10 protein-coding genes are annotated in these 14,082 nt (G+C 48.1%); 5 read left to right on the top strand and 5 right to left on the bottom strand.

Features of this window, described 5'->3' with window-relative positions; translation table 11 throughout:
* Positions 1 to 24: 24 nt before the first annotated feature.
* From QUE62_RS00470 to QUE62_RS00460, 3 genes are all read right to left on the bottom strand, one after another.
* Positions 25 to 4,773, bottom strand: a complete 4,749-nt coding sequence (locus QUE62_RS00470; RefSeq protein WP_286261661.1) for a glutamate synthase-related protein — start codon at positions 4,771 to 4,773, stop codon at positions 25 to 27.
* Between the two features lie 168 nt (positions 4,774 to 4,941).
* Entirely contained in the window at positions 4,942 to 5,625 is a 684-nt protein-coding gene (locus QUE62_RS00465) for a transposase (protein ID WP_286223796.1), read from the bottom strand.
* A gap of 6 nt (positions 5,626 to 5,631) precedes the next feature.
* Complete coding sequence (locus QUE62_RS00460; RefSeq protein ID WP_286223795.1) at positions 5,632 to 7,929, bottom strand: penicillin-binding protein 1A; 2,298 nt, start codon at positions 7,927 to 7,929, stop codon at positions 5,632 to 5,634.
* A gap of 98 nt (positions 7,930 to 8,027) precedes the next feature.
* Here QUE62_RS00460 and QUE62_RS00455 point away from each other — a divergent pair, with 98 nt between their 5' ends.
* Genes QUE62_RS00455 through aroB form a run of 4 tightly spaced genes read left to right on the top strand, consistent with a single transcriptional unit; the run spans position 8,028 to position 11,430 of the window.
* The gene (locus tag QUE62_RS00455) at positions 8,028 to 8,702 is read left to right on the top strand and encodes a hypothetical protein (RefSeq protein ID WP_286223794.1); all 675 of its coding nucleotides are present in this window, start codon (positions 8,028 to 8,030) and stop codon (positions 8,700 to 8,702) included.
* On the top strand, positions 8,699 to 9,817 hold the full coding sequence (locus tag QUE62_RS00450; protein WP_286261660.1) for a secretin and TonB N-terminal domain-containing protein: 1,119 nt from the start codon (positions 8,699 to 8,701) through the stop codon (positions 9,815 to 9,817). The genes QUE62_RS00455 and QUE62_RS00450 overlap by 4 nt, the downstream gene beginning before the upstream one ends.
* Before the next feature lie 9 nt (positions 9,818 to 9,826).
* The gene (locus tag QUE62_RS00445) at positions 9,827 to 10,351 is read left to right on the top strand and encodes a shikimate kinase (protein WP_286225449.1); all 525 of its coding nucleotides are present in this window, start codon (positions 9,827 to 9,829) and stop codon (positions 10,349 to 10,351) included.
* A complete protein-coding gene (aroB, locus tag QUE62_RS00440; RefSeq protein ID WP_286223791.1) occupies positions 10,348 to 11,430 on the top strand; it encodes a 3-dehydroquinate synthase in 1,083 nt (360 codons plus the stop codon). The genes QUE62_RS00445 and aroB overlap by 4 nt, the downstream gene beginning before the upstream one ends.
* Here the strand turns inward: aroB and cyaY are convergent.
* A complete protein-coding gene (gene cyaY, locus QUE62_RS00435) occupies positions 11,414 to 11,797 on the bottom strand; it encodes an iron donor protein CyaY (RefSeq protein WP_286223790.1) in 384 nt (127 codons plus the stop codon). The two genes, aroB and cyaY, sit on opposite strands and share 17 nt — an antisense overlap.
* A 226-nt stretch (positions 11,798 to 12,023) precedes the next feature.
* On the opposite strand from cyaY, the gene lysA reads away from it, so the two are divergent.
* Positions 12,024 to 13,316 (top strand): diaminopimelate decarboxylase, encoded by a 1,293-nt coding sequence (lysA, locus tag QUE62_RS00430; protein WP_286261658.1) that lies wholly within the window; start codon positions 12,024 to 12,026, stop codon positions 13,314 to 13,316.
* 17 nt (positions 13,317 to 13,333) lie between these two features.
* Here the strand turns inward: lysA and QUE62_RS00425 are convergent, their stop codons facing one another.
* The gene (locus tag QUE62_RS00425; protein ID WP_286223788.1) at positions 13,334 to 14,047 is read right to left on the bottom strand and encodes a c-type cytochrome; all 714 of its coding nucleotides are present in this window, start codon (positions 14,045 to 14,047) and stop codon (positions 13,334 to 13,336) included.
* Positions 14,048 to 14,082: the final 35 nt, after the last annotated feature.

Raw genomic sequence — 14,082 nt, 5'->3', positions numbered from 1 at the left:
TTCTTCATTAATCAATTCACGTGATCAAGCCATCACAGGCTTGGTTTGATCTTGCCCTTGAGCACGCTCCCACAATTCACCGAGAGCCCGCTTATATTCAGTAGGCAATACCTTCACAAAACGCGCACGCGACTTGTCCCAATCGGCTAGCAATGCCTTGGCACGCTCTGATCCGGTGTACCGGAAATGGCGCTCAATCAGTGTCTTTAGAATTTGCTCATCGGTTTGACGCTCGCCGCCCTCTTTGACATTGACTGGTGCATGCCATGTGGATTTAGGCATATTCGCAATCTGCTCCGACGATGGCAGTACTTTCTCCAAGGTTGCCATCGTGGTATTACAACGCTTCTCAAAGAGTCCGTCTTCATCAAAGACATAGGCAATACCACCGCTCATGCCTGCGGCAAAGTTACGGCCGGTCTTTCCAAGAACGACAACTGTGCCACCCGTCATGTACTCGCAACCATGGTCACCGGTGCCCTCGACAACTGCAATCGATCCGGAGTTACGCACTGCAAAACGCTCACCCGCCACGCCATTGAAAAATGCCTCGCCTTCAATCGCGCCATACAACACCGTGTTACCCACAATAATGTTTTGGGACGCGTCGCCCCGGAACTCATGGGGCGCACGCACCACAACGCGCCCACCCGACAATCCCTTGCCGACATAGTCGTTCGCATCGCCCACGAGATCTAAGGTGATTCCGCGCGCCAAGAATGCTGCAAAACTTTGTCCAGCCGTACCGTTTAACTGAATATGGATCGTGTCATCAGGCAAACCCAAATGCCCATAGCGTTTTGCTAACTCACCAGAGAGCATCGCCCCCACCGTACGATTGACGTTGCGGATCGGTACAATGAAAGAGACCTTCTCGCCACGCTCTAAGGCTGGCTCACTCTTCTCGATCAAGGTATGGTCAAGCGCAGCACCTAAACCATGATCTTGAGTGAGCGTTTGGTGACGAGGCTCGTCATGTGACACATTGGGCAGAGCAAAGACTTTACTGAAATCCAAGCCCTGCGCCTTCCAATGATCAACGCCCTTGCGCGTATCCAATAGATCAACACGACCAATCAGTTCATCAAACGTCCGAATTCCCAACTGCGCCATAATCTCGCGCACTTCTTCAGCAATGAAGAAAAAGAAATTCACGACATGCTCGGGTTTGCCTGAAAACTTCTTACGCAACTCGGGGTCTTGAGTCGCAACACCTACTGGACAAGTATTGAGATGGCATTTACGCATCATGATGCAACCCTCAACTACTAAAGGCGCTGTAGCAAAACCAAATTCATCAGCGCCTAGTAATGCACCAATCACAACATCACGGCCGGTTTTCATTTGACCATCGGCTTGTACACGAATACGACTACGCAACTGATTGAGTACCAATGTTTGCTGGGTCTCTGCAAGACCTAACTCCCATGGTGTACCAGCATGCTTAATCGATGACAAAGGAGATGCGCCTGTACCACCATCATGACCAGCAATCACGACGTGATCGGACTTTGCTTTGGCCACGCCTGCTGCCACCGTGCCAACACCCACCTCTGAGACAAGCTTTACTGAAACATCGGCTTGTGGATTGACGTTCTTTAAGTCATGAATGAGTTGCGCCAAATCCTCAATCGAATAAATGTCGTGATGCGGTGGTGGCGAGATCAGACCTACGCCTGGTACTGAGAATCGCAGACGTCCAATATAGTCCGAGACCTTGCCACCTGGTAATTGACCGCCCTCGCCTGGCTTTGCGCCTTGGGCCATCTTAATTTGAATCTGATCGGCTGAACGCAAATACTCAGTGGTCACACCAAAACGCCCAGAGGCAACTTGCTTAATTTTCGAACGCAATGAGTCGCCGTCTTGCAATGGAATATCTGCCTCAACGACATCCTTGCCCAAAATACTAGCGAGGGTCTCACCCTTCTTAATCGGAATCCCTTTGAGTTCATTGACATAGCGATTTGGATCTTCGCCGCCCTCACCCGTGTTGGATTTACCGCCAATACGATTCATTGCGATTGCCAAAGTTGCATGAGCCTCGGTCGAAATTGAACCTAAGGACATAGCGCCGGTTGCAAAGCGCTTCACAATCTCTTTGGCGGGCTCGACCTCATCAAGGGGAATGGCTTTGTTCGGATCAATCTTGAACTCAAATAAACCGCGTAAGGTCATCAAACGCTTACTCTGATCATTAATCAGATTGGCATACTCTTTATAGGTTTGATAGCCTTTCTCTGGCCCGGTGCGAGTCGCATGCTGTAACTTTGCAATCGAGTCGGGTGTCCACATATGTTTCTCACCACGTACCCGATACGCGTACTCTCCACCCGCATCCAACATATCAGCCAATACAGGATCATCACCAAACGCGGCATGGTGCATCCGTAAGGCTTCTTCAGCAACTTCGAACACACCAATTCCGCCTACGTTCGAAGAGGTCCCTTTGAAATACTTATCAATGAGCTCATGATTAAGGCCAATCGCTTCAAAGATTTGCGATCCGGTATAGGACATATAAGTCGAAATACCCATTTTCGACATCACCTTTTGCAAGCCCTTACCAATCGCCTTGACAAAGTTCTTAATCGCTTTCTCAGACGATAAGTCGCCTGAGAGGCCTTTGGCCATCTCAGCCAAGGTCTCCATCGCCAAATAGGGATGAATCGCTTCCGCGCCATACCCTGCAAGTAAGGCAAAGTGATGAACCTCGCGGGCACTACCAGTCTCCACCACTAAGCCAGTGCTGGTTCGTAAACCGCGCTCCACCAAATGCTGATGAATCGCCGAGGTTGCCAAGAGTGCAGGAATCGCCATATGCTCGCGATCCACTTGGCGATCGCTCACAATTAAAATATTGAAACCGCTGCGCACTGCATCGGTTGCCTCAGCGCACAAGGAGGCTAAACGCGCCTCAATGCCCTCCTTGCCCCAGGCAACTGGATAACAAATATCTAATTCATACGAACGGAACTTACCACCGGTGTAATGTTCAATATGACGCACCTTGGTCATGTCATCCAAGTCCAAGACCGGCTGACTGATCTCCAAACGCATCGGGGGATTGATATTGTTGGTATCTAATAGGTTGGGCTTTGGTCCAACAAAGGACACCAAAGACATCACCAGATTCTCACGAATCGGATCGATTGGAGGATTAGTAACTTGAGCAAACAATTGCTTAAAGTAGTTGTAGAGCGACTTGCTGCGATCGGATAAAACCGCAAGTGGACTGTCGTTGCCCATCGACCCAATTGCTTCTTCTGCATTCTGTGCCATCGGTGCCATCAGATATTTGAGATCTTCCTGGCTATAACCAAATGCTTGCTGACGATCGAGTAATTTTGCTGCGGGGCGAATGTGTTTCGCATCATCCTGAGTGTCTTTTTTGCTCACATCCAACTCATCGAGCTTCACGCGCACCGCATCAATCCAGCTCTTGTATGGCTTGGCTTTAGAGACCGAGTTCTTTAACTCCACATCATCAATGATGCGGCCTTGATCCATGTCGATCATGAACATCTTGCCAGGCTGTAAGCGCCACTTTTGCACAATCTTATTTTCTGGAATCGGCAACACACCAGCTTCAGAAGCCATGATGACCAAATCATCATCGGTCACGTAATAGCGTGCTGGTCGTAAGCCGTTGCGATCCAAGGTGGCGCCAATCTGACGCCCATCAGTAAATGCCATCGCCGCGGGGCCATCCCATGGCTCCATCATGGCAGCGTGGTACTCATAAAAGGCGCGGCGGTTCTCATCCATGAGGGTGTGCTGCTCCCATGCCTCTGGAATCATCATCATCATGGCTTGCGCAAGCGGATAACCAGCCATCACCAAAAGCTCAAGGCAGTTATCAAAGGAGGCGGTATCCGATTGGCCTGGATAAATCAATGGCCATAGCTTTTGTAAATCATCGCCTAGTACAGGCGAGCTAATCGCGCCCGTGCGCGCATTAATCCAGTTCACGTTCCCCTTCACCGTATTAATCTCACCATTGTGAGCAAGCAAACGGTATGGGTGAGCTAGTTCCCACGCTGGGAAGGTATTGGTTGAGAAGCGCTGATGCACCAATGCTAGAGCTGACACTGCTTTGGGATCTTTAAGATCGCAATAATAGGCGCCCACTTGACTAGCCAATAAGAGGCCTTTATATACGACGGTTCTCGCAGACATTGATGCCACAAAATATTCTTTGCCGTGCTTGAGGTGCAAATCTTGAATCGCATGACTTGCTGTTTTACGAATCACATAGAGCTTACGCTCGAGTGCGTCGGTGGTCATGATGTCGCGACCACGCCCGATAAAAATTTGGCGAATGATTGGTTCGGTTTTTTTCACGGTGGGCGACATCGGCATCGCACGATCGATCGGCACATCGCGCCAACCCAATACAATTTGTCCTTCTTGACGTACTGTGCGCTCTAACTCTTGCTCGCACGCTAAACGTGACGCGTTCTCTTTAGGCAAAAAGATCATGCCAACGCCATATTCGCCAACGGGCGGCAACTCGACCCCCTGCTTTTTCATCTCGCAGCGATACAGCTCATCAGGAATTTGAATCAGTATTCCGGCGCCGTCACCCATCAGTGGGTCAGCACCTACGGCTCCTCGATGATCGAGGTTCTCGAGGATCTTTAATCCTTGAGTGATGATGTCATGGGATTTCTTGCCCTTGATGTGCGCCACAAAACCAACGCCACAGGCATCGTGTTCATTTTGAGGGTCGTAGAGACCTTGAGCGGACGGACGTAACTCGAGATGATTCATATTTAATCCAAATTGGTCATGCGGCCGGCAATCCCCATGGATTGCTTCAAATAGAGGCCGGGAGGGTAAATATAGGGGAATCCACTAAGGGATGCAATAGAAATTTAATGACTCTGTCCCATTTATCTAATGGCGGAAGAATAGAAATTAAATTAAATAGGGACAGACTTAAAGTTTTTTTGGTCTTCCACGCGGCTTGACCTGCCATTGATTCAGGCTCATCTTAGGATTTTGCTTGATAAATTCAGGACTTACCCAGGGTCTTGAGCGGATTAAATGCTCAGTAATTGCCCGATCCTCATGATGCGGCGCCCCCTCCCTCACAAAAGCCACCCAGGCTAGCTGCCTCTCAAAAGGGGTGTTGCCTAAACCCCAGAAGCTTGGGTGATCGGTTAGCCAAGTCTCACCCTTGCCCCCAATATGGCTTTGGTAGCTAGTGTTTTTACAGTCCTCAGCACGAGATTCCAGTCCGGCGCGCACAGGGTTAAGTTCAATGTAGCGCTGGACTCGTAAGGCATACATTGGATCAATCAGGGAAGAACAAAAGCGACCTTCCCAAATCGTGCCCGAAGTCCCTTGTTGTCGATTGATGTATTGCGCGTAGCGGCGACCCAAGGATTGCATCGTTTTTGATAAGGAATATTCAAAACGGGGGGTGGCTAATACGTGTGCATGGTTTGGCATCAAGGCATAAGCATGAACGGCACATCCAAACTCTTTAGCAGCATCACGTAACCAGTCAAGATAAATTCGGCAATCCGCATCATGGCTAAATATGATTTGACGATTGTGACCACGAACCAAAAGATGCATCGCTTGTCCAACAATAACCAAGCGTGCTTTACGGGCCATCTTTACTTAGTTAATTTGGCGAACGCCGCCCAAGGGAGCGAACTCAGGAATAATCCAATCGCCGTCGTACTCAGAAACTCCCGGTGGAGGGGTGCGGTTTATCTCGGGGACGCCTCGTAGAGCGACCGACATAAAGTTAATCCAGACAGGCAATGCTAAGCCGCCACCCGTCTCACGGTCGCCGAGGCTTCTTGGGTTATCAAAACCAATCCAAGCCACTGCCGCAACCCGAGGGTTGTAACCAGCAAACCATGCGTCGTGTGAATCATTCGTTGTACCGGTTTTTCCAGCGATATCGTTACGACCTAAAGCAGGCCTGGCACGCGCTGCGGTTCCAGTCTTTGTAATTTCTTGCAACATACTATCCATCACAAAGGTCGTTCGCTCATCCAATACACGAATCGCATTTTTTCCAACACGCACCGGATTAGCCTCAAACAAGGTTTGACCTTTTGCATCCGTGACCTTATCAATCAAATAGGGATTCACGAAATAGCCGCCATTTGCAAAGACGCTATAAGCACTCGCCATTTGCAAAGGTGTGACTGAACCTGCGCCAAGGGCCATCGTAAGATATGGCGGATGCTTCTCAGGCTCAAAACCAAAGCGCTGAATAAATTCTTGGGTATACGAAGGGCCTATTTTGCGAATTACCCGAACCGATACTAAATTTTTAGACTTCGCCAATGCAGCTCGCAACCGCATCATCCCATCGAACTTGCCATCGTAGTTCTTGGGTTGCCACACTTGACTGCCAGTCTCCAATGCCCCAATCGATAATGGTGCGTCATTCACCATGGTTGAAGGACTTAAACCCCGCTCGAGAGCAGCTGCGTAAACAAAGGGTTTAAATGCCGAGCCTGGTTGACGAAACGCCTGGGTTACGTGATTAAATTTATTACGACGAAAATCAAATCCGCCAACCAAGGCCAAGATTGCTCCATCGTTGGGGTCAAGGGCTACAAAGGCAGCCTCGACTTGAGGTAATTGAGCCAGCTTCCAAACCCCATCATCGTTGAGCAGTCGAACCACTGCGCCCGGACGAATGCGTCGCTTAGGCTGTGCGGATTCGGATAATGAAGCACTTGCAAGTCTTAATGCATCGCCTTTAATGGTGATTTGCTCACCAGTTGCAATCATGACCTTTAATTCTTTGGGACTCGCCTCCAATACAACCCCGGATTGCAATTCATCCAGCGCCGGGTAATCAAGCAAGGCGTCGTCAATCGTACGCTGGCGCTTTACAGGGTCTTCTGGTAACTCAATAAAACCCTCTGGGCCGCGATACGCATGTCGCAAATCATAGTCAAAAATTCCTTTGCGAACTGCAGCATAGGCAGCATCTTGGTCTGCCTTTAAGACCGTGGTGTAAACATTGATACCTTGCGAATAAATAATGTCACCGTACTGAGAAAAAAGGAGTTGTCTGGCCATCTCAGCAACAAAATCAGCGCGAGTATCAAATTCTTTTCCTAGGCCTCGAATCTTAATGGTCTCAGCCATCGCCTTTTCATAATCGGCTGGCGTAATGTATGAGAGATCGCGCATGCGCTGCAAAATATATTCTTGACGAATCTTGGCGCGCTTATAGTTACTAACCGGGTTATAGGCAGAGGGTGCCTTTGGGAGGCCTGCTAGCATCGCCGCCTCTGCAATGCTAATGTCCTTGAGTTCCTTACCAAAATATATTTTGGAAGCGCTCGCAAATCCATAGGCGCGTTGCCCCAAATAAATTTGATTCATGTAAATCTCAAGAATCTTGTCCTTGGTTAATTGGGCCTCGATCTCCCAGGCAAGTAGCACTTCATAAAGCTTGCGACTGAAGGTTTTCTCATTGCTTAAGAAAAAATTACGTGCCACCTGCATGGTGATGGTCGACGCCCCTTGGGAGAGGCTTCCTCTTAAATTGGCTAAAGTTGCTCGCAATACGCCCCAGTAATCAACGCCGCCATGACTATAGAAACGATCATCTTCAATCGCGATCACTGCATACTTCAAATAGACAGGGATTTCATTGAGAGGGACAACGCTTCGCCGTTCCTCTCCAAACTCACCTATTAATACCTTATCGGCGGTATAGATCCGTAATGGCTCTTTGGGGTTGTAATCCACTAGCGCTGAAATGTTCGGTAAGTTTGGCTTCGCAATAATGAATGCGTAGGCGACTAACATGGTAAATAACAAGCCAAGCACCACCATCAAAATCAATAAGGCTTTAATTAGTGGGCTGGCACCTGACTTCTCAGAAAAACGAGTGCCCGAGCCCCGTTGGAAAGGCGGTTTTTTGCTCGGTGGATTAGCCATCCCCAAATTATATGGTCCTACAGCATTTGCAAGAATGACCGATCAATCAATCCGGTTTTGCTGATTTCAATCACTAGCGCCCACCAACACAATAGGGCATGGTCTATCGCAATATCAAACGAGAAGATTTTGACGAAACCTTGCAAAGTCTAGGCAACGATCCTGCTATTTTGGAGCATGAAACCCAGGCTGATCATTTACAAAGCAAGCACCAGGCACCAAGGCACAATCAAATGAGCCAATCCTGGCCAGGCCTTAACGCCTTCAAAGAATTGCCCCTAGCATCGCTTCACCCAGGAATGCTCATTGCTGGAATTAGTTTTATAGCGATTCTTGTGACTTTAGTCTATTTGACCATCCAGGTTCGGGAAATTGCTGAACTTGGCCAGGGTGAACCAAACCAAACAGCTATGAAGAAAGAGTTGTTGACAATTCAAAGCCAAATTGACGAACTTCATAGCCAGGCTGACGAAAATCTAGAGCAGATGATGGAGTTTCTGGAGGAGATCCAAGCAAAGCGATACATTTCTGTCAAAGAAACGAAGCGATCAGTTATCCCCGATCCCGATGAGGTCGATTTAAAGAAATGGCGTCATTTGGGTATTAGCAAGAATAAGGATGGCGCCTTCGTGATGCTTCATGATGGCCAACAAAGTCGACTCTTTGCAAAACATGGGTTTGCTAAACCTTCCTGGCAGATCACCCACTTTGACCAGTCCCAGGTCACCTTACAGGGTCCCGGAGGAAAGCAAGTGGTGCTGATTTCGCCATGAAGCATGTGATATTTCGATACTGTTGGATTTGGCTTTTACTTGGCCCACAAAACACATTTGCATACCACGCAGCCAGTGGTAATGCTGCACTGAATACTCCAATTAGTATTTCAGCAAAAGAGATGCCACTAGTGGATTTGCTCCATGTATTGGGGCAACTTGGCAATACGCATTTTGTATTAAGTCCTAGTATTCAAGGAAGTATTGATGTTCAGCTTGTCGATGTTCCATGGCAAACTGCGTTATCAACGATCTTGGCAAGCCGAGGCTTGCGGTTCATACGCAATCAGGGGGTCTATTGGATTGCACCGCATCAAGAAATCAACGCTTTCCAAAAACAACGTCGGGATGACTCAGCACTCCCCTTTGGGGGCGAGCATCATGGCACACCCCGGCAAATTTTGATTGAGGCGCGGATTGTTGAAGCTGACCATCGCTTTGCACGTAATCTTGGCGCCAAGCTTGGCTTGCGCTCGCAAGCAAAGAATCTCCCCGAAGGGGGCGATCGGGTTCAGGGTTCGCTTGCACTAGGATCACCACTTGGGGCTGGCGGCCTTAGTGGATTTGAGCCAGTGACTGCCGCGGCGACCCTTCTTAGTAAAAATGCCACACGTCTTCTCGATGTGGAATTAAGTGCTCTTGAGAGCGATGGACAGGGCAAGATATTGTCCAATCCCCGCATCATGACCGCCGATATGGTGAAAGCAACTATTGAACAAGGTACTGAACTACCGTACCAAACCTCCTCTTCAAATGGAGGTAACAAAATTCAATTCCGTAAAGCGAACTTGCGTCTCGAGGTGATTCCCAAGATTCATCATGACGGCAAAGTCTCTTTATTGGTTGCCATTAATAAAGATAGCGTGGGCATGAAGACCGAACAAGGTTACGCTATCGATACCAAGAATCTGAGCTCCGAAGTCAGTGTTGAGAATGGCGGTACCGTCATCTTAGGCGGTATTTATCAAACTACAGAACGTGATGACACTATCAAAATCCCGCTTTTAGGTGATATTCCCTTGATTGGGCATCTGTTCAAACATCAATCAACTTTGCGAGATAAAACAGAACTTCTCGTCTTTTTAACGCCTACTATCTTAGATAAACCCGAATAGAATGATGAAATGGACATTAAAAATTCCAATATCTTTCTGATTGGGCTGATGGGGGCTGGCAAATCAACGGTGGGGAAATTAATTGCCCGCAAGCTTGAGCGGCGCTTTATTGACTCTGACCACGCACTTGAAGAGCGCTGCGGGGTCAAAATACCAACTATTTTTGAGATGGAAGGTGAGGCAGGTTTTCGTAAACGCGAGGCACAAATTATTGATGAGCTAACCCGCGAGCAATCGATTGTGCTCGCCACCGGCGGTGGTGCAGTATTACTCCCAGAGAACCGCAAGGTACTAGCTGAACGTGGTACGGTCATTTATCTACATGCCAACCCAATTGAACTTTGGCATCGTACTAAAGGTGGTGAAGGTCGCCCCCTGTTGCAACATGGGGACTCAAAAGCAATCTTAGAAAACTTATACGCCATTCGCGATCCACTGTATCGCGAAATCGCGGACTTTATTATTGAAACTGGTAAACCAAGCGTCAATCAACTCGTAAGCTCTTTACTCATGCAACTTGAATTAGCCCCATGAAAACTCTGAATGTATCGCTCGGTGAGCGCAGCTACCCTATTTACATTGGCTCGGGACTTCTCAAAAAGCCGGAACTCTTTAAACCTTGGATTACCGGCAAATCGGTATTCGTGGTGACCAACACGACCGTAGGGCCCCTCTATAGTAAGACGTTGATCCAAACCATTTCAGGCGACGCGAAGTCAGTTCATGAAATTGTCCTGCCCGATGGGGAGTCGTATAAAGACTGGGTTACCCTACAGAAAATCTTTGATGCTTTATTAACGCATGGCGCTGATCGAAAATCAGTACTAATTGCTCTCGGTGGTGGCGTGATTGGTGATATGGTGGGGTTTGCAGCGGCTAGCTTTATGCGCGGCATTCAATTTGTTCAAGTACCCACGACTTTATTGGCTCAGGTTGATTCTTCGGTAGGCGGTAAGACTGGGATTAATCACCCGCTTGGTAAAAATATGATTGGCGCCTTTCATCAGCCGGTTGCGGTTATTGCTGACCTTGATACCCTCAAATCACTCCCGCCAAGAGAACTATCAGCTGGCTTGGCGGAGGTCATCAAACACGGCGCAATTGCAGACACTGAATTTTTTAATTGGATTGAAGCGCACCGTCAAGAACTATTAAATTGCGATAGTGGCGCCATGAGTCATGCGGTCGAGCGTTCTTGCGAAATTAAATCGGCAGTAGTGGCCGCCGACGAGAAGGAATCTGGGATTCGTGCCATCTTAAATTTTGGTCATACTTTTGGCCATGCCATTGAATCTGGCTTAGGCTATGGAGAATGGCTGCATGGTGAGGCCGTGGGATGTGGAATGGTGATGGCGGCTGATTTATCTTCTCGTCTGGGTTATTTAAAAACCGAGGAAGTAAGTCGTATCAAAAAACTCGTTATGGCAATGGGTCTGCCGGATTGCGCACCCAAACTTGGAAACAGCCGTTTTTTTGATTTAATGCGCATCGATAAAAAATCCGAGGGTGGGGAAATTCGCTACATCACCCTTGAGAGAATTGGCAAAGCAAAAATTGAAGCGGTTGATGATGCAATTGTTGAACAGGTCTTAACGACTAACCAAGTAAATTAATCTCAACTGTCTGCCCAGCCTGGTCACTTACAAAACGGGATAAATCGGCAAGCAACTCATTACCAGTTTTTGTATCCAGCCAGAGTGGCTGGTTCATCATTCCGGCCCAACGGTAATGAAATCCTCCGGCTTTACAGGCCACCCAAATTTCATGGAGAGGTGGCTGGGTATTCACCACAACCACACTACGATCCCGAAAAACAATATTAATCACATTGCCCCCTTGACGAGCAATATCAAGGTCGAGATCTAAACGCTCATCGGCATTTTCCAGCGATAGTTCAATCGATTGCAATAGATGGCTAGCCAGTTGATGAAATTGCTTATCGTCAATTTTGTCAATCTGGGATGAAGGGGTGTTCTGCATGCTATATTCAAATTCCGGTGATTAAACAGATGATATTGATTGTAGTTAAGATTCCAATTTACGTTGCGTTGCTGTCCCTACTTGGATGTGGGGTTAGAGGACCTTTGTTTTTACCCAATCCACCGCCCGTTCCACCAGCGCCCGCCCAACCGGAGCCCAAAGGTACTCTGTACCCTCCTAAAGAATCAGGTTTATCGACCCCCACTAATACGAGCTCGCCAAAGTAATGACGCACTCCATTCCATCATTAACTGGCTTTACTGAACACCATGGAGAGTGGTTTGCTGAAGGTGTTTCGCTATCTGCTTTAGCGAATCAATATGGCACCCCTCTATATGTTTACAGTAAGCATGCAATTTGTACGGCATACCGCGCCTATGATGTTGCCTGTATCCGTGCAAACGGCAGTCGCCGCGCCAGAATTCATTACGCCGTCAAGGCTAATAGTAATCTCGCTGTTTTAGATGAGCTCAAACAATTAGGTGCTGGATTTGATCTGGTGAGCGGCGGCGAACTCGCTCGAGCCCTTCACGTTGGAGCCGATCCAAAAAGTATGGTTTTTGCTGGAGTCGGCAAATCCGCTGATGAAATTAAGTTTGCCCTCACGGTTGGCGTCAAGTGCATCAATGTCGAGTCCATCCCCGAACTGCATCGAATTAATTCCATTGCTAAGAGTTTGGGTCTTCGTGCCCCGGTTTCATTGCGCGTGAACCCTGACGTGGATGCGCAAACCCATCCGTATATTTCCACAGGTCTCAAAGATAACAAATTTGGGATTGCCTATTTTGAAGTTCTAAAAACGTATCGCGAAGCTGCACTACTACCCCATATTGATATTGTTGGCATTGATTGCCATATTGGTTCCCAAATTACTAGCACATCGCCATACCTCGATGCTCTTGATAAAGTCCTTGATCTCATCGATCAACTCAAACGAGATGGCATTGTCATTCATCATCTCGATCTTGGTGGTGGCCTTGGGATCGACTACGGTTCGGACGCACCGCCCGATATCACCGAGTTCACCAACACCCTACTCAATCGTGTGGATGAGCGTGGCTTTGGGCACTTGGATGTTATTTTGGAACCGGGTCGCTCCTTAGTCGGAAATGCGGGAGTGCTATTAACGCAAGTTGAATATCTTAAAACTGGTGCAGATAAAAACTTCTGCATTGTGAACGCCGCCATGAATGATTTAATGCGACCAGCTCTATACGATGCCTATCATGCGATCGTTCCTATCAAAAGTGGAATTGGTAAAGCAATCACTTATGATGTAGTTGGTCCTGTTTGTGAGTCAGGCGATTGGTTAGGCAAGGATCGCGCCCTTGCTGTTCAAGAAGGCGATGTGCTGGCTATTTTGTCAGCCGGTGCTTACGGCTTTGTAATGGCTTCAAACTACAACACCCGGGGACGGCCCGCAGAGGTCATGGTCGACGGCGACCAGGCTTACTTGGTCAGAGAGCGGGAGTCTGTAAATAGCCTCTTTGCGAATGAACGAACGATTGGGCCGAGCTAATTAATCGAAATATTCGATTAACGCAACCCAGCCATGTAATCCGAGACGGCTTTCATTTCAGCGTCAGACATCTTGGTAGCAATCGTGCTCATTTGCACACTGTTCTTGCGCGTACCCTCTCTAAATGCAATCAATTGTGAGATCGAGTAATCTGCCCATTGTCCGCTTAAACGGGGGTACTGAGCAGGAATACCAGCGCCATTCGGACTATGGCAGCCTGAGCATGCTGGAATACCTTTCTCAGCAATACCTGCACGATAAATCCGTTGTCCCAATGCAATGGTGTCTTTGTTTTGCGCAGTACCCAACTTCAGCTCTTGTTTATTGAGATACGCAGCCAAGTTGAGCATGTCTTGATCGGTTAGCGTAGCCACCATTCCCATCATGACAGGATTCATCCGGGTGCCATCTTTATAATTCTTAAGTTGCTTCACTGTGTAAGCCGTATGCTGGGCAGCCAATTTAGGCCATGACGCAACCCCACTATTTCCATTTGGGCCATGGCAACCGACACAAGAAACGATTCCACGCTTAGGGTCGCCATTGTTATAAAGAGCATCTCCTGCAGCAGCATCTGCCTTGATCACTGCTGGAGTTGGTGCACTAGTAGTCATTGTTGGGGCGTCAGCTTTTGCAGGCTCAGCCGCATGAGCGAACGATATAAAACCACCAACTAAAACAGCCATCAGGGCAGAGATATTTAATTTGGAGAATTTGCTGCTATAGCGCATTATGGGTACCTAGCCTACTTTGAAATGTTCAAATG

Origin of the sequence: Polynucleobacter sp. HIN9, assembly GCF_030297635.1 — a bacterium.
Classification (GTDB): domain Bacteria; phylum Pseudomonadota; class Gammaproteobacteria; order Burkholderiales; family Burkholderiaceae; genus Polynucleobacter.
This window is presented reverse-complemented; position numbering and strand designations above follow the sequence as displayed.